The sequence below is a fragment of the Brevibacterium sp. HMSC24B04 genome, from assembly GCF_001806835.1.
Lineage (GTDB): Bacteria > Actinomycetota > Actinomycetes > Actinomycetales > Brevibacteriaceae > Brevibacterium > Brevibacterium ravenspurgense.
In genome coordinates, this window is sequence record NZ_KV786098.1 from 251 (window position 1) to 15,795 (window position 15,545).

General features: G+C 58.8%; 10 protein-coding genes. 4 read left to right on the forward strand and 6 right to left on the reverse strand.

Annotated features, from left to right (window positions below; genetic code table 11):
- Positions 1 to 274: 274 nt before the first annotated feature.
- The 3 genes from HMPREF3092_RS07955 to HMPREF3092_RS07965 form a co-directional block, all read right to left on the reverse strand.
- Complete coding sequence (locus tag HMPREF3092_RS07955; protein WP_070424497.1) at positions 275 to 1,645, reverse strand: aspartate aminotransferase family protein; 1,371 nt, start codon at positions 1,643 to 1,645, stop codon at positions 275 to 277.
- Positions 1,646 to 1,762: 117 nt separating this feature from the next.
- Positions 1,763 to 2,233, reverse strand: coding sequence for an Lrp/AsnC family transcriptional regulator (locus HMPREF3092_RS07960; protein WP_070424498.1), 471 nt, complete (start codon positions 2,231 to 2,233; stop codon positions 1,763 to 1,765).
- A 320-nt stretch (positions 2,234 to 2,553) separates the two neighbouring features.
- Positions 2,554 to 3,492 (reverse strand): Lrp/AsnC family transcriptional regulator, encoded by a 939-nt coding sequence (locus HMPREF3092_RS07965; protein WP_070424499.1) that lies wholly within the window; start codon positions 3,490 to 3,492, stop codon positions 2,554 to 2,556.
- A gap of 259 nt (positions 3,493 to 3,751) precedes the next feature.
- On the opposite strand from HMPREF3092_RS07965, the gene HMPREF3092_RS07970 reads away from it, so the two are divergent.
- From HMPREF3092_RS07970 to HMPREF3092_RS07985, 4 genes are read left to right on the forward strand one after another with little or no spacing between them, the layout of a single operon-like run.
- Entirely contained in the window at positions 3,752 to 5,104 is a 1,353-nt protein-coding gene (locus HMPREF3092_RS07970; protein ID WP_070424500.1) for an MFS transporter, read from the forward strand.
- A gap of 22 nt (positions 5,105 to 5,126) precedes the next feature.
- Complete coding sequence (locus tag HMPREF3092_RS07975) at positions 5,127 to 6,809, forward strand: amidohydrolase (RefSeq protein ID WP_070424501.1); 1,683 nt, start codon at positions 5,127 to 5,129, stop codon at positions 6,807 to 6,809.
- Positions 6,806 to 8,422: a thiamine pyrophosphate-binding protein gene (locus HMPREF3092_RS07980; RefSeq protein WP_070424502.1), complete on the forward strand. Its 1,617-nt coding sequence runs from the start codon at positions 6,806 to 6,808 to the stop codon at positions 8,420 to 8,422. The genes HMPREF3092_RS07975 and HMPREF3092_RS07980 overlap by 4 nt, the downstream gene beginning before the upstream one ends.
- A 39-nt stretch (positions 8,423 to 8,461) precedes the next feature.
- Positions 8,462 to 10,033: a zinc-binding metallopeptidase family protein gene (locus HMPREF3092_RS07985; protein ID WP_070424503.1), complete on the forward strand. Its 1,572-nt coding sequence runs from the start codon at positions 8,462 to 8,464 to the stop codon at positions 10,031 to 10,033.
- A gap of 331 nt (positions 10,034 to 10,364) precedes the next feature.
- Here HMPREF3092_RS07985 and HMPREF3092_RS07990 read toward each other — a convergent pair whose 3' ends face one another.
- The 3 genes from HMPREF3092_RS07990 to HMPREF3092_RS08000 are packed head-to-tail and all read right to left on the reverse strand — an operon-like array spanning position 10,365 to position 15,540.
- On the reverse strand, positions 10,365 to 11,537 hold the full coding sequence (locus HMPREF3092_RS07990) for a Wadjet anti-phage system protein JetD domain-containing protein (protein WP_070424504.1): 1,173 nt from the start codon (positions 11,535 to 11,537) through the stop codon (positions 10,365 to 10,367).
- The gene (locus HMPREF3092_RS07995) at positions 11,534 to 14,956 is read right to left on the reverse strand and encodes an ATP-binding protein (protein WP_070424505.1); all 3,423 of its coding nucleotides are present in this window, start codon (positions 14,954 to 14,956) and stop codon (positions 11,534 to 11,536) included. Before HMPREF3092_RS07995 ends, HMPREF3092_RS07990 begins: the two co-directional genes overlap by 4 nt.
- Complete coding sequence (locus tag HMPREF3092_RS08000; protein ID WP_062019893.1) at positions 14,953 to 15,540, reverse strand: DUF4194 domain-containing protein; 588 nt, start codon at positions 15,538 to 15,540, stop codon at positions 14,953 to 14,955. Before HMPREF3092_RS08000 ends, HMPREF3092_RS07995 begins: the two co-directional genes overlap by 4 nt.
- Between the last annotated feature and the right edge of the window lie 5 nt (positions 15,541 to 15,545).

Below are 15,545 nucleotides of genomic sequence, written 5' to 3' on the forward strand. Positions count from 1 at the left end.
GGCTGCTGGGGTGGGGCGGGAGCAGGCCGGCCCGCCCTCCGCCTCGTTCGTTTGCTCGCGCGGGCGCAGCCTGGCCCGGCCTCCACCTCGTCCTTTCCCCGGCGCGTTCTCACGCGGTAATGCAGACTCACGCTTTAATGCAGCGCATTAGCGCGCAAATCTGCATTAAAGCGTGAGTCTGGGATGGCTGGGGTCGGCCAAAGGCTGCCGAGGTGCCGGTTGCCGAGGTGCCGGTTGCCGAGGTGCCGTTTGAGGCACCTCGGCCCCGTGCCTCTTACAGCTTCTCGGTGGCGTCGACGAGGACGGAGCGGATGATCTGCTCCATTTCTTCGAAGTCCTCCGGCCCGCAGGTCAGCGGGGGAGCCAGCTGGATGACGGGTTCGCCGCGGTCGTCAGCTCGGCAGTAGAGGCCGCGTTCGTACAGCGCCGGTGACACGAAGCCGTTGAGTACGCGCTCGCACTCTTCTTCTGTGAACGTTTCCTTGGTGGCCTTGTCCTTGACCAGTTCGATGCCGAAGAAGTAGCCCTCACCTCGGACGTCGCCGACAATCGGCAGGTCCGTGAGCTTCTCCAGGGTGTTGCGGAAAGCCAGCGAGTTCGTTGCCACGCGGTCGTTCAGGCCGTCCTTTTCCATGACGTCAAGGTTGGCCAGCGCAACAGCACAGGAAACGGGGTGACCGCCGAAGGTGTAGCCGTGATAGAAGGTCTCCCCACCCTTGCCGAAGGGTTCGAACAGGCGGTCCGAGGCGATCATCGCACCGAGCGGGGCATAGCCGGAGGTGATGCCCTTGGCAGTGGTGATGATGTCCGGCACGTAGTCGAAGTCGTTGCAGGCGAACATTGAGCCGATGCGGCCAAACGCACAGATCGTTTCGTCTGAGACCAGCAGAACGTCGTGTTCGTCGCAGATTTCGCGCACGCGCTCGAAGTAGCCCGGTGGTGGCGGGAAGCAACCGCCGGAGTTCTGCACCGGTTCGAGGAACACCGCGGCGACGGAGTCTGCGCCTTCGAATTCGATGACCTCTTCAATGCGGTCGGCAGCCCAACGGCCGAATGCCTTTTCGTCACCAGAAAAGCGGTCGTCTGCGCGGTAGAAGTTGGTGTTCGGCACCTTGTGCGCACCGGGCACGAGCGGTGCGAACTGGTTGCGCAGGTCCGGCAGCGAGGTGACGCTCAGGGCACCGTGCGGGGTGCCGTGGTAGGCCGTGGCACGCGAAATGATCTTGTGCTTGCCCGGTTTGCCGGTCAGGCGGAAGTAGTTCTTGGCGAGCTTCAGCGCGGACTCAACAGAGTCGCCACCACCCGAGGTGAAGAACACCCTGTTGAGGTCACCCGGTGCGTAGGCGGCCAGTCGGGTGGCCAGTTCGATGGCCGGTTCGTGCGCGTAGGACCACAGGGGGAAGAAGCCGAGCTTCTTCGTCTGGTCGTAGGCAGCCTGGGCGAGTTCTTCACGCCCATAGCCAACCTGGACGGTGAACAGGCCGGCCAGGCCGTCAATGAGCTTGTGCCCCTTGTCGTCCCACACATGGTGGCCTTCGCCGTGGGTGATGACGGGAGTGCGGCCGCCGGTGAACAGGTGGTCGTGGCTGGCCATGTGCATCCACAGGTGATCGCGCAGGCCTGCTTGAAGATCGATGTTCGACATTGGAATCCTTGCTTTCTTGCCTCGGTCAGCGGGTTCGCTGACGAGGTGTCTGCTTCGGGTTTTGTGGGTGTTGTTTGGGTGGGGCGAGGTGCCGTTTGGCACTGGTGGGCAGTTGCGCTAGCGGGTGCCCCAGTTGTACTTCTGGTCCCAGAGTTTGAGGTACATCATCGTGTCGGTTGATTCGACGGTTTCGAATGAGCGCAGCTGTTGGAGGGTTTCCATCAGTTCGTCGTCATCGGCGCAGACGACTTCGATGAGGATGTCGTAAACGCCGGCGGTGACGACGGTGTAGTTGACCTGGGGGAGTTTGCTGAGTGCTTCGGCTGTGCCGGTGATGTCGCTGTTGACTCGCACGCCGATCATGGCTTGGCGGTTGAAGCCAAGCTGCATGGGTGAGGTCACGGCGACGATTTGCATGACTCCCGCAGCGGTGAGCTTCGCTGCGCGCTGTCGTACTGCCGCTTCGGAAAGCCCAACTTCGCGGCCGATCTCGGCGTAGCTGCGTCGACCGTCCTGCTGCAAGGCCTCGATGATTGCCTTCGACTTGCTGTCGAGCTCGGCATCCGAAACTGCGTCTTCAGCAGCCATGATCGCCCTTTCCGTCGTAAATCGTTGTTTTAGCGTATCAGACGACGAAAATAGTTGTCTAGGCGTGTTTAGATTCGGATTCCGTTGTTGGATGTGCTTTCGGTGGTGCGTGAACGGGGCTCGGCCCGTCCGGCAGGCGGCCCAGCCGACCTGCCCAGCCCTGCAGGCCCAACCCAACCTCCACCTCGTCCCTCCAGCATTCCGTTCTCACGCGGGAATGCAGAGTCACGCTTTAATGCAGCGCATTACCGCGCAAATCTGCATTAAAGCGTGAGTCTGCACTGCTGGGACGTGGTGGTCGGAGTGTGCCTCGGGGTAGGTCAGCTGATGAGTCGCTCGCCTGCAGGCGTTGCCCCTATGGCTCGGGCATAGTCTTCTTTGACTACGTTGAAGTGGGTCCAGGTCTCAATTCGTCCGATATTGGGCAGTGAGCGTAGGGTGTCGAGTGCCTGGAGGATCTGGTCGGTATCCGGGCCAGCCAGCGTGATGATCAGATCGAAAACACCTTTGCTTACAGCTGCAAAGTCGATGTTGGGTAGGTTGGCCAGCTGTTCGGCGATTGGAGCGCTTGGTCCCGCTGCAGAGATTCCAACACCGACGGCTATGCCGTGCTTAGACAACCGGCCAGGTCTGATGGCGGATATTCGAATGACTCCGGCTTCTATGAGTTTCTCCACCCGACTCTGCACGGCTGTCGGAGACAAATGGACTTCGCTCGCAAGACTTCGAAAGCTTCGGCGTCCATCATCTTGAAGCAGTCGAATCAGGGCCACGTCGATCTGGTCTGGTTCGATGTAGCTCGTTTCCTCTGCCATGAAGAATCCTTTGATGATCTTCGAGTATGTCGAGGTGCTGACCTGGCGGACGCCAGGGAGGGAGCGAACTCTGTCGAGGGTCTCGTGCACTCCCTCGTAGTCTGGGTGCCGAGATTCAAAAATGACTGGCTTGGAACCGCTCACCAATGAGACAAGCACCGTTTCATCCATGTCGGCGATCGCTTGGGCTGTGGGTGTAGTTGGGCCATCTATCTCGACGGCTGCGTGAACGAATACCCGATGCCCGGCAAATGAGGGGTCGAGTGCGGCCACGATTCTCCAGCCGTCTTCAGTTCGCAGGGCCTTCATGCGCCGTGCAACCACATCGCGCGATACGCCGAGTTTGTCGGCGAGGTCATGGACCCGCGCGCGTCCGTCGGCTTGAAGGAGGCGGGTCAGTGTTGAGTCGATGTCTTTGCGTGGTGCTCCTGCGGGTCTTTCCATGAGCTCGCTCCTTGTTGGGTTTCTCCTTGAGGGATGTCCGTGTGGTCGGCACTGAGCTGAACGAGCCAAAACCTGGATCGTATGCGCATATGTCCATATTTGAAGGTATGGCCACAAGTTTATGTACGCATGTGTGCAAGTGGTGTGGCAAATGTTCTGTCTGAGCGCCCATGTTAGTGGACAAATACGGGTGCGCTTCCTGTTTGAGGCGCTTATAGTCATCCCAAGTCGTATCAATGCGAGCAAAGGAGCCGCCGTCATGTCTGAAGCATCATCGGCAAATCAAACCCGGCCCCCAGAAAACACGTTTACACACAAGCGTGCGCTTAGGTCGGGCTTCGCGGCTGCAGTTGGAACAACCATTGAGTGGTACGACTTCTACATCTACGCGACGGCGGCAGCCATTGTGTTCCCCCAGGTATTCTTCCCTGACGCGGACCATGCCATCGGTGTTGTCGCATCGTTCGCGACCTATGCAGTCGCATTCTTCTTCCGCCCTCTGGGTGGAATTATCTTCGGACATATCGGCGATAAATTTGGCCGCAAGCCGGCGCTGACCATCACGCTCATCATTATGGGCGTTGCCACAGTCGCAGTTGGTCTCGTTCCGGGGTATGCAAGCATCGGAATTGCAGCGCCAATACTCCTAATCGTTCTGCGCGTTCTGCAAGGCCTCGCGGTTGGTGGTGAGTGGGGCGGTGCGAGCCTCATCGCGGTTGAAAGTGCGCCGCCGAAGTTTAAGACCTTCTACGGAGGGTTCACACAGCTTGGTAACCCGCTTGGCGCACTTCTGGCGACTGGAGCTTTCTGGGCTCTGGCTTCCATGGGTGAAGACGCATTCCTCAGCTGGGGCTGGCGAGTTCCGTTTTTGGCGAGCATCGTCCTCATCGGCGTCGGTTTCTGGGTCCGCTTCCGTGTCGAGGAAACCCCTGTCTTCGATGACGCTTCCCGCCCACGTTTCCGGTCAACCCCGTTGAAGATTGCCGTGGTCGAGAACTGGCCTGTCCTCTTGATGGCTGTCGGCACGGTTGCTATCGCATCGGGCGGCTACTACATTGCAACCACCTACGTGCAGAGCTACGCCACGGGGCCGGAAGTCGGTCTTGCTGCAACTGTCATTCTCGGTGCCATGACGGTGGCGTCATTCCTCGAGGCGATCGTTACCCTGCCGTTGGCACTCCTCGGTGACAAGCTAAGTCCAAAGATCACGATGTACATCGGTGTCGCGAGTTCATTTGTTGTGATGATTCCGCTCGTCATGGCTCTCGAGGCACACAGCACGCTGTGGATTTACATTCTCGTTTCAGCTGTTCGCATCGCTATGAGTGCTACGTGGGCGCCGCTGTCCGCGCTCATGACTCACATGTTCAAGCCCGAAGGCCGGTACACCTCAATTTCCCTTGGCTACGGCGTCGGCGCTGCAATTTTCGGTGGTCTTTCGCCGCTCGCTGCTTCCAGTCTTTATGCGGCAACTGGGAATATCTGGTCGGTCATCGGGCTGTTCGGCGTGCTTTCCGTCATCGCATGGGTATCCACGATGTTGGCCCCGCAGTACCAGGACGACATTGATGAAGAAACCTCCGCTCCGGTGTCGTCTAGCGCCACTGCCTGATTGATCTAAGAAAGGAATCAATATGCGCCCCTTGGCGACGTACGACGCTCGAGACTCCCGGCCGATAATTGTCACGGCTGAATCGATCATCACTGTTGATGACACAGCCCCAACGGCTCAGGCCATGCTCGTCTTCCGCGGATTGGTTGAAGCCGTTGGCACGCTTGACCACGTGCAGGACAGAGCGTCAGATCTCGGCGTAGAGCCGGAGCTTGTCGACTTTGGCAAGGCGACAATCGTCCCTGGCTTCATTGATCCTCACGCTCACCCGCTGATGTTCGGGCAGCTGCTCAGCTGGGTCGACATTTCACCAAACAAGGTCAAGAACATCCCGGACATCGTTGAACGGATGCGCCAGGGGGCTGAGCGTTTACCGGAGGGCGCCGCGCTTCGCGGCTATGGCTACGAGCAGCGGAACCTTGAAGAAAAGCGGCATCCTACGCGTCATGAGCTGGACCAGATCGCTGAAGACCGTGAGGTTTACATTATGAACGCCTCCGGCCACGGTGGGGTCGTCAATACCTACACGCTCGAGAAGTACGGCATTACAAAAGACACTCCAAACCCTGAGGGCGGGGAGTTCTTCCGTGATGAAAATGGTGAGTTGACGGGCGAGCTGTCAGACGCGGCCTGCAACGTACTTACCGGCCTGCATGGCGTTAAGGTCGGCCACCACGGTCCAAACTTCCACCTTGGCGATGAGCCAGCGGAGCATGCCCGCCAGCTGTTGCACGCGCAGCGAGTCTTTCTGGAAAACGGCGTGACCACGGTCGGAGACGCGCAGGTTTCGAAACGAGAGTTCGCAACGTATCAAGCTCTTACCGAGTCTGATGAGCTTAAGATGCGAGTTTCGATGTACTTCTTGTCGCACCTGCTGGACGAAGTGATCGAGCTGGGCTTCACGGGTCCCTTCGGGAATGCCTTCCTCTCAGCTGCAGGGGTGAAGCTGTATGCCGACGGAACGCTTGGCGGTTGGACCGCGTACTTCCCGGAGGGGTACGTCGGCGATCCTTGCCGAACTGGTCAGCTGTACCACGACCCGGCAGACTACGAGTCTCTTATCATCCGGGCCCACATGGCCGGACTGCAAACGGCAACGCACGCGCAGTCGCCGGTTGCGATCAAGATGGTTGTCGATGCGGTCGAAAAGGCCCTTAGCCAGCGTCCAGACTCCGATGCAAGGCACCGAATCGAACATTGCGGTCTACCGAGCGAGGACGATATCGCACGAATGGCTGAACTTGGTATCCGTCCTGTCAACCAGACCCAGCACTATTACAACTGGGGCGAGGGAGTTGAACAGGCGATCGGTACCCCTGGTGAACGCTTCAACCCACTGGGCGAGTTCCGTGATGCAGGCGTACCTATGACACTGTCCTCAGACGCGCCCGTGGCGGAGCCAATTCCTCTGGAAGCTATCCAGACAGCGGTGACGCGTCTGACTCGCCGAGGGGCCAAGCTCGGTCCGGACTCGCTGCGTGTTTCCCCCGAAGAAGCTCTGCGCGCGCACACCCTCGAAGGTGCTATTTCGCTGGGACGAGAGGCTGAGCTTGGTTCTCTTGAAGAAGGCAAGCGTGCTGACTTCGCCGTTTTGAACGCCAACCCACTGGAAGCCGAAAGCGCCGATATTGCGTCGATCCAGGTCCTGCAAACATGGGTCGATGGGAAGCCGGTTTTTTCGTCAAAGGAGCAGAACAACCAATGACCCAAGTGACAGAGCACCGCTGCAATGTGGGCTATGCAGTCATGCGGCTCATTCGGGCCTACGAAATTGACACCATTTTCGGGATACCCGGTACCCACAACCTTGAGTTCTATCGTCACCTGGACAAACTGGGAATCCACTGCGTAACCACGCGACACGAACAGGGGGCCGGTTATGGAGCCGACGGCTGGTCACAGCGGACCGGCAAGCCAGGTGTCGTCATCACAACTTCGGGACCTGGACTGCTGAACGTTCTGTCCGCTGTCGGCACATCGTTTGCAGAATCACGACCTCTGCTGGTTCTTGCGCCTGGTGTAAGCCGAGGTGAAGGTTTCGCGGATAACGGCACTTTGCACGAAACGAAAGACCAGCTCGCCGCAGCTGCGGCGATCGCGGGGCCTTCGACCCGTGCTGAGTCGCTCAATGAGGCCCTCGAAGCTGTTCACACAGCTTTTGCGGCTTTCGCTGCGGGCCGTCCCCGACCTCATTACCTCGAAATACCGCTTGACCTGCTGGAAGAGGAAATTTCCGCTTCTGAAGCTGAAGCTATTGCCGCACGCACTTTTCCCGCTGTCGCTCTGCCAGCCGTAGATGATCTTGATAGGGCCGCCACGATGTTGGCGGTCGCCAGTAAGCCGGTCATCCTTGCCGGTGGTGGGGCAACTGGTGCGCAGGAAGACCTCACGGTGTTGGCTGAGCGTCTGTCAGCGCCTGTCGCAACGACTATCAACGGCAAAGGTGCATTGTCTGAGACCCACCCACTTTCACTCGGCTCTGACCTTCGCTTTGCGTCAGCTCGCAAAGCAGTTGAAAGCTCTGACGTTTTGCTTGTTGCGGGTTCCAAAGTGGGCGTGTCAGAACTGTGGGAAGCCGGATTAAACCCGGCTGGTGCGGTCATCAGGATCGATGTTGAAGAGTCGCAGCTTGATAAAAACCTCACAGCTGATATCGCACTGTTGGGTCGAGTGGAAGCTGTCCTTCCTGAACTTCTCAAGCGCTTGGACACAGAATCTCCGGCGAAACCATGGCTCGACGTACGTGTGGTTCGTGACCAGATAAACCGTGAAGCTGTTGACCTAGCGCCTGCAGAAATGGCCTTGGCGCAGCGTTTGGCCGCGGTTATCCCAGAAGACGCGGTTGTTGCGGGGGACTCTTCGCAGATCACGTACTACGGGATGACAACAGCGGTAAAGCACAGCGGTCCTAAGCGTTTTCTCTACACTCCGGCATACGCAACTCTCGGCTACGGACTGCCAGCCGCAATCGGGGCGAAGATTGCAGATCCCGAACGCCCTGTGGTTTGTGTTCTGGGCGATGGGGCGCTGATGTTTGCACTGCAGGAGTTCCAAACCGCTGCAGACCAGCAGGCCAACGTCGTCGTTGTCTGTGTCGATAACGGTGGGTACGAAGAAATCAAGCAAAACGAAGCCGACCGCGGTATCGCTCCCACGGGAGTGGTTCTGGGCCAGCCTGACTGGAAGATGCTGATTGAGGCATTCGGCGGCACGAGCTTCGGTCTGACTGATGAGAAAGACCTCGAATCGACTATGAAGCAGGCACTCGCCGCCACCGGTCTTGTGCTGGTGCATGTGCCTATGGATTTATTTCGCTGACTCTTCTTCAGCGTTTGAACTGTTGGAAGGCAGACCTATATGACTGTGCAAAATGATCTGAACGGAGCCGCTAAAGAAACGGCTCGTGAATGGGTGAAAGACAACCTCGAGAAGCTCCTTGACTGGCACACCGAGATTTGGGAATACGCGGAGCCGGCATGGCGGGAATACCGATCAGCTGAGTGGTACGTGCAGCGCCTGCGTGAAGAGGGCTTCACAGTTGAAGAGAACTCTGCTGGCATGCCCACTGCTTTCTCGGCCGAATGGGCTAACGGCGACGGACCGACCATCCTGAGCTATGCCGAATACGACGCAGTTCCAGGCAACAGCCAAGCAGCAGTCACGGTAGAACAACCGCAGGAGGGCTTGTCGAAGTTTGCTCCTGGACACACAGACCCGCACTCTGCGCTTGGCATCTCCACCCTTGCCGGTCTCCTGGCGACCAAGCACGCGATGGAACAGCACGACATTCCCGGTCGCCTGAAGTACACGGGTGAACCGGCGGAGAAAATGCACGGCTCCAAAGTTGTTCACGGCCTGAAGGGTTATTACGACGACGCAGATGCGATCATCTCGTTCCACCCGTTTTACATGTTGCCGTTGTGCAACACAGCGCGGTGGGACACCCAGTGCGGGGCTTACTACAGCAAGGTCTACACGTTCGTGTGCGACGAGCCAGAAACCTGGCAGCTGTCCACCAACCCGAACTCGCCAATTCCGGCATCGCACTCCGCTGCCCGCGCGCCCGGAGCAAACGTGGCGATGATGCAGATGTATTCCGCATCCCGCATCATGCACGACGCTATGCTTCCGAGCGTCGGAGGCTGGAGCCTTTCCGACGCGATCCTTTCCGATGGTCAGGCCACTGCTGACAACCTGCCGGCTCGCAGCGCGCGGATTCAGTATTCGTGGCGTACGCCTGATATTGAAACAGCCGAACACGTTCTGGCTGTTCTCGACCGCAATGCCGAACACGCCGCAGCGATGGCTCACTGCGAAGTCGAAACCAGGTGGGTTGCGCGTAGTCGCCCGGGCATCACGAACCACGTCATGGCTTCCGCCCTGTACTCAAACCTTGAGGAGGTCGGTGCTCCGGTATACGGTTCCAAGGCGATCGAACTTGCTCAGGAGATTCAGAAGAACCTCGGTATCGAACCGATGGACAAGCCGTTCCTCAAAGAAACAGAGGAACTGATAGCTCCGGAAGAGGCCGAAAAGCTGCTTCGGGAGGAAATGCCGGCTTGGCAGAAGAACTGGACGAGCGACGACTATGTCGAGATGACCCACTATGCGCCAACGGTGCGGTTTTACGTCGCCCGACCGGCGCTGCAGCCTGCTCCCGGACGAGGTGCCTATCCGGGCTGGGTTATGAATGCCCTGGGCGGGATGCGAGAAACGATCGCCCCGACTATTGATGTTGCAGGCCGCACCATCGCTGGCACGACAATCGACTTGTTGACGAAACCGGAAATCCTCAACGAAGCAAAACAGGAGTTCAATGAGCGTGTGAAGGATGCGGGCATGGAGCGTCTGCTTCCTGCCGACTTCGAAGCGCCAATTGAACTGCCGTGGCCAGACTACAAAGGCAGCGAAGACGCTCGGGCCTGGTAGGAACAGCGATGTGAGCAATTAAGCACGTACGCATTTTCAGCGGGTTTCGTTGTTTGCGGGTGGGGAGCGCTCTTGCACCCCACCCGCATTTCCGTCACCGGCGGACCGGCCAGCCCAACTTCCACCTCATCCCTTCACGGGCCCGTTCTCACGCGGAAATGCAGAGTCACGCTTTAATGCAGCGCATTACCGCGCAAATCTGCATTAAAGCGTGAGTCTGGGTTGGCCGGGGGTTTCCGAGGTGCCGGGTCGGGCCTTGTGAGCGAGCTTGATGAGGGGTGCTGGTCTGCATTAAAGCGTGAGTCTGACCTCCAGAACCCCGCTCCAGCCCCTACTGTGCCCAGCGGTAGTCGAGTCGTTGCAACGCCCACGCCCAGTTGATGCGTTCCTGTTCCAAGCGCACATTGCGGCCCAGTCGATCCGACACCAAATCGTCGTACAGCGCTCGCTCCGTTGGGGTCAAATTCTCCAAATACGCATTCGTCGGCGCAGGCTCAGAACCCCACAATTTACGGTGCGCTTCCAGGGTGTCTTCATCCATCAACACTGATTCAGCTTGCGGCAGTTGTGCCCGAACCCCGTGCAGAATACTGAACCCGTGTGTATCCACATCGCCCCAATACAACACATCCGATCCCGCAAAAAACGCGAGTGTTTGGCTGTGCTGACTCTCAAAACCCTTGCCCCACACCACGGCCCCATCGGCGGGCACAGGAACCGTGAGGAACGTAATTTCGTTCTCCACAATCAGGACGATGTCCGGTACGAAACCAAACGCTGACATCTGATCCGCCCGAAGCGTGAACTCATCCACACCGGGCACGGGCGAACGCGCAGGGTCTACCCTCATGCGCACATACGCAGGCTTTGTCGCCAAACCCAATGCCTGCTCGAACTTGCCCTTCGCAGCAGCCACCCCGAGCATTTCCGCCAACGGTCGCCGGTTGGACTCCACGAACTTCGTATCGACCCCGGCCGCATCCACCTGCCGCAAATAGCGGCCTGAACCCCGCGCTGCATCCAACCACTCGTAGGCCGCCAACACCTGCGGCCACTCCGCTGCCAACCGCAGCGCCTCCAGTGGTCGGCGCAAAACCCAGTGCCAGGGAGCCTCCAACTGCCGCTTTTTCGTCACCGACAACAACTCATCAAAGGCGGCAACATCCCGGCCGACCGAAAGAAGCTTCCAAGCCTGATCGAACCGACTGATCACGGCCCGGTGAGGGACCGAGTTCGCACCTACCGCACCCCGACCCCCAACAGACTTGAGTTCGAGGTCGTAGTGAGCCCCACCTCGCGAATCGTGGGAAAGGTCAGAAGACCAGGCACGCCATTCATCCCAGCGGGAAGCGAGCTCAGCGGAAGTCGGCCCGCCCAGGGGCACCGTGATCACCGGGAATTCCTCACCCTGGGCGTAGGCGCGCAGCAGCGACCCGTCTTTCCAGCGGCGCTGCACCGCAGTGCGGATGTCTTGCGGGGATTTCCAAGCGCGGACTCGACTCACACCGATCCCCCGGGCTTCGAACCTCCGGGTTTCGAGCCGCCGGAGTCGGCCATGTTGTTGTAGTACTGCTCGATGGTCATGGTCAGCAGGCGAGAATTATTGCCGCCCACGTTGTCGACGAAGCCGATGCTCTTGACGTACGGGGCGATGATGTGGACCTTCTGCAACGGCGTGACAATCAGCAGCTGCAGGCCCAGTTTGCGGAACAGGTCCAAGGCGTAGCGGGTCGAGGAATCGGAACCGCGGCCAAAAGCCTCATCAATCACGGCAAAGCGGAAGTCCTTCGATTTCGCCGCACCCCACTTCAGGTCAAATTGGTAGGCAAGCGAAGCGGCGAGGATCGTGTACGCCAGCTTTTCCTTCTGCCCGCCGGACTTGCCGTCAGAATCGCGGAAGTGCTCCCACTCCTCATCAGTTTCACGATCACGCTCCGAAGCTGAGAACGTAAACCAATTGCGCACGTCGGTAACACGAGCCGTCCATGTCTTGTCGGCGTCTGTGTGCCCCTCGCGGCCCTTGAATCGCTCGATGATCGCCCGCACATCCTGGAAGCGCTGCTCGGAGTACAGGGACGAATCGTCGTTGTCACTGACTTCGGCGGTAACATCACGCAGATCACTGCGGAACTTGCGCACATCCTGGTTAATGGTGGCGGACTTCTCCAGACGAATGTAGCGGCCCTCATTGAAGTCCACGGCTGACAGGGCTTCGTTGATCTTGCCGATCCGCACGTCGATTTCATCCGCCTGCCGGCGGAGCCAACTGGAAAAACCTGCAATTTCGCGAATCGCGTTGGTGTTCAGCTGTTCCTTAAACTCCGTTTTGAACCTCGGGAGATCGTCATTTTTCACTCGTGAGTGGAATTCGCGATAGGCATTGCGCGCGTCCACGCTGGCATCCATTTCCGTGGTTTCTGCAGGGAACTGTTCGCGCACATTGCCCATCTGCGTCAGCAACGTTGTGGTGTGGCCGTTGATCTTCTCCTGCGCCGATTCGATCTCCTTCGCAATCGCACTGACTGTCGAGGCTTGGAGCTCGTCTGCCTGTTCAACGGACGCGATGCGCTTAGGCACCCGGGCCTGGAGGTCCTCGAAGGACTCTTGGGCTTTCTCGAAAGTGCCTGCTGCGAGGATTTCACGGTCACGTTCCAGCGCTGAACGCTCCTGGTCTAAGCGCACTTTGAGGGTCGTTGCCTGCTCGGCAACATCATCTAGCGCGGCCTCGTTATCCTTAATCTGCTGTTCTACGGACTCAAAGCTGCGGGTGATCTCCGCCAACTCTGAGGAGCCGCTCTCCAGGCGCTCAATCTCAGCTTCAGCAGCTTGTACACGGGCGCGAGCTGATTCCCAATCGACTTCATCCCATGAGTCAAAGTCGAGAACCGCACGCAGGGCTTCGGACTGAGCCTGGACTTCTGTCTGCCTGGCCACAAGCTGTTCCCGGTCCTTAGTCAGCTGTGACTGACGCTGGTACTGTTCTTGGATTTCACGAATCAGAGCTTCTTTTTTGCGCTCACTGACCCGGCCCAAGACCCAACCGCGTGGATCGTCCACACGACGCCGGTCGTCTTTTTCGTGGCGGTCACGCGAACGCACTTGGCCCTCACGCGTGACCGCGCGCTGCGCTCCACGAAATTCCTCAACGGTTTCCGCACACAGGTGGTCAGCGCGGGACTCTACCTCGCTCTTCAAGTAGGCGCGGAAGGGTGAATCCTCGATTTCGATCGTGTCTGCAAGTCGCAGCCCAGCCGAAGGTTTGCGCTGCAGCGGCACGTGCCGATCCGGCACACGTTCATACACCAAACGCACACCCGTGGTGCGGCCACCGCGACCCGTGGTCTGCAGCCGGGTTCTGTTCACCCATTCGGCAACCGCGGCATAGTGTGCCTGCGGAACCAACATCGACAAGGCGAAGTTTCTAAGCACACGTTCAGCGGCGCCTCGCCATTCTTCGAACTCCTCGGCAACATCCAGAAGCTCACCCGCGAAGGGGAGCTCGTCTTCAGCAATTCCAGTGGCCGCACTGAGCTGTTCACGGATATCCAGCAGGTTGCTGGGCAGGTTGTTCCGGCGGGCGGCCAGACTGTCCAGTTCGCGTTTGGTTTCGCGTTCCTGCCGGGTGAGCAGCAGCTTTTCGGCTTCGATGGCCGAACGATTCTTATCAAGTTCGGTGGCCTTTGGCTCCAGCACCGCCAGTTGTTCTTGAGCCTTGCCGGGCATCTGGTTGAAATCAGCCCGCGTTTTAACCTCAGCCAAGCCTGCATCCTGCAGTTTCACCTGCAGACGCTGGTTTCGAGCTTCGCGCTGCTCTTGCTGTTCACGGGCAGATGCAGCCTTGTGCCTCAGGGTCTCCAGGCGCTCACCGCCGGCCGAGGCCCGCGCCGCGATGAGATCGTCACGTTCCGCAGACAGCTTGTCACGGGTTTCACGCTTTGCCACCAACTGCTGGTTGACGGTAGTGAGATCAGTTTCCAGCTGCTCGATACTGGCAGTTCGCAGCGTCGCGCGTATGTCGGAAAAGAACATAGCCACAGCATCACGCTGCTTGGCCAGATTGTCCTTCTTGGCAATCACGGCCTCGTACTTATCCGCGTTTTCTACCAGAGGGGTCAGCAGCTCCAACTGTTCCTGGGCTCGCTGCACGGCCTGGTAGGCATTTTCAAGATCATCGAAGTGGTCGATGATCTGCCTGATCCGACCACCAGCATCGGTGGGTTCGAGCATGTGAGTGCGCACAAACTCGTTGAGATCCCCCACGGCCTTCATTGACACCGTCTGCTGGAACAAGTCCATGGCCTGTTCTGACCGGATGCCCAGAAGCCTGCGCATGCGGCGGGCGTAGTTCGGGAAGGTGTCGTCAACAGCGACGTCCTTCTTCCGCAGCTTGCGCAGCAGGTTGTTGATATCGGTGCCGAAGCCTGAAAAGTCATCCAGGATGGTCAGCCGCTTGGGTGCAGAGAAGAACCGTCGCCACGGCTGGCCCGTTGAATCGCGCTGCTGGAACACCTGGGCCAGGGTCACAGTTTCGCCGTATCCCTCGTTGGTGAAGGTCCCCAGAATCACCGAATAGGCATTGTGGCCGCGCAGAGCCACTGGGCGGGATGTGCCGGTTTGTTCGTCGCGCTCAGATTTGTAGTGGCCCTCAACGTAGCTGCGCAAACTACGCTCACGCCTACCGGCACCTGCGGCCTTGTTGTATTCAATCGTGTGCGAAGGCAACAGCAAGGTGCTCACAGCATCGACAATCGTCGACTTTCCACTGCCGATATCACCTGTCAGCAGCGCCATTTCGCCATTTGGGCACAAGTAGCTGACGTGGTTGTCGAACGTACCCCAGTTGTACAGTTCAATCCGTTCAAGTCTGTAGCCCGGTTTGCCCGTCGCCTCAACTTCAACTGTGGAGAACAGACCTTCGCTCATTGCCCACCCTGGTTCAGTACGGACTTATATTCGTCCAGCTTCTGCGCAAAATCAGACAGCGTCTGCGCATCGACATAGGCTTTCAGAATTCGGCGGACTTCCCACACATCGTTTTCACCGCGCAATTTGCGCAGAAAACCGAGCTTCTCGATCCTGCCTATGCTCTGGTCGATGTTGTTGATGATCCGGGCTTCGTCAGAAGAGTCAGCTAGAAAGACCCGGAGCGAATCAACGATGTCATCCCGATCCACCGCCAGGCGGCCCTGATCGCCGTGGGATTCGAATTCCACCAAGCGTCTGCGCAGCAACACCAGCAGCAGGGAATCGTTGTAGGGAAGTTTGCGGCGTGTGATCAAACGGGGGAGTGGTTCTTCGCCCTCCCGTTCTTCCTGCATGCGCAGATAGGCGTAGCCCTCGTTTTCATCCACCACAACATCCAGGCCGATGGTGTTGAAATGATCGCGCACCGGGGCGGGGTTCTTAAGAAGGTCACGCCAGACGTCTTCTGCAGTTTCCTGGTACACCACACCGCGCATCAGGGCGATGATGCTGCGCGCCGCCGCTGTTTCCTCGGGAGTTCTCATGGCTG

Coding starts and splice junctions, on each gene's coding strand:
- HMPREF3092_RS07975 (WP_070424501.1), top strand. CDS start 5,127: ATGCGCCCCTTGGCGACGTACGACGCTCGAGACTCCCGGCCGATAATT.
- HMPREF3092_RS07970 (WP_070424500.1), top strand. CDS start 3,752: ATGTCTGAAGCATCATCGGCAAATCAAACCCGGCCCCCAGAAAACACG.
- HMPREF3092_RS07995 (WP_070424505.1), bottom strand. CDS start 14,956: ATGAGCGAAGGTCTGTTCTCCACAGTTGAAGTTGAGGCGACGGGCAAA.
- HMPREF3092_RS07960 (WP_070424498.1), bottom strand. CDS start 2,233: ATGGCTGCTGAAGACGCAGTTTCGGATGCCGAGCTCGACAGCAAGTCG.
- HMPREF3092_RS07955 (WP_070424497.1), bottom strand. CDS start 1,645: ATGTCGAACATCGATCTTCAAGCAGGCCTGCGCGATCACCTGTGGATG.
- HMPREF3092_RS07985 (WP_070424503.1), top strand. CDS start 8,462: ATGACTGTGCAAAATGATCTGAACGGAGCCGCTAAAGAAACGGCTCGT.
- HMPREF3092_RS08000 (WP_062019893.1), bottom strand. CDS start 15,540: ATGAGAACTCCCGAGGAAACAGCGGCGGCGCGCAGCATCATCGCCCTG.
- HMPREF3092_RS07965 (WP_070424499.1), bottom strand. CDS start 3,492: ATGGAAAGACCCGCAGGAGCACCACGCAAAGACATCGACTCAACACTG.
- HMPREF3092_RS07980 (WP_070424502.1), top strand. CDS start 6,806: ATGACCCAAGTGACAGAGCACCGCTGCAATGTGGGCTATGCAGTCATG.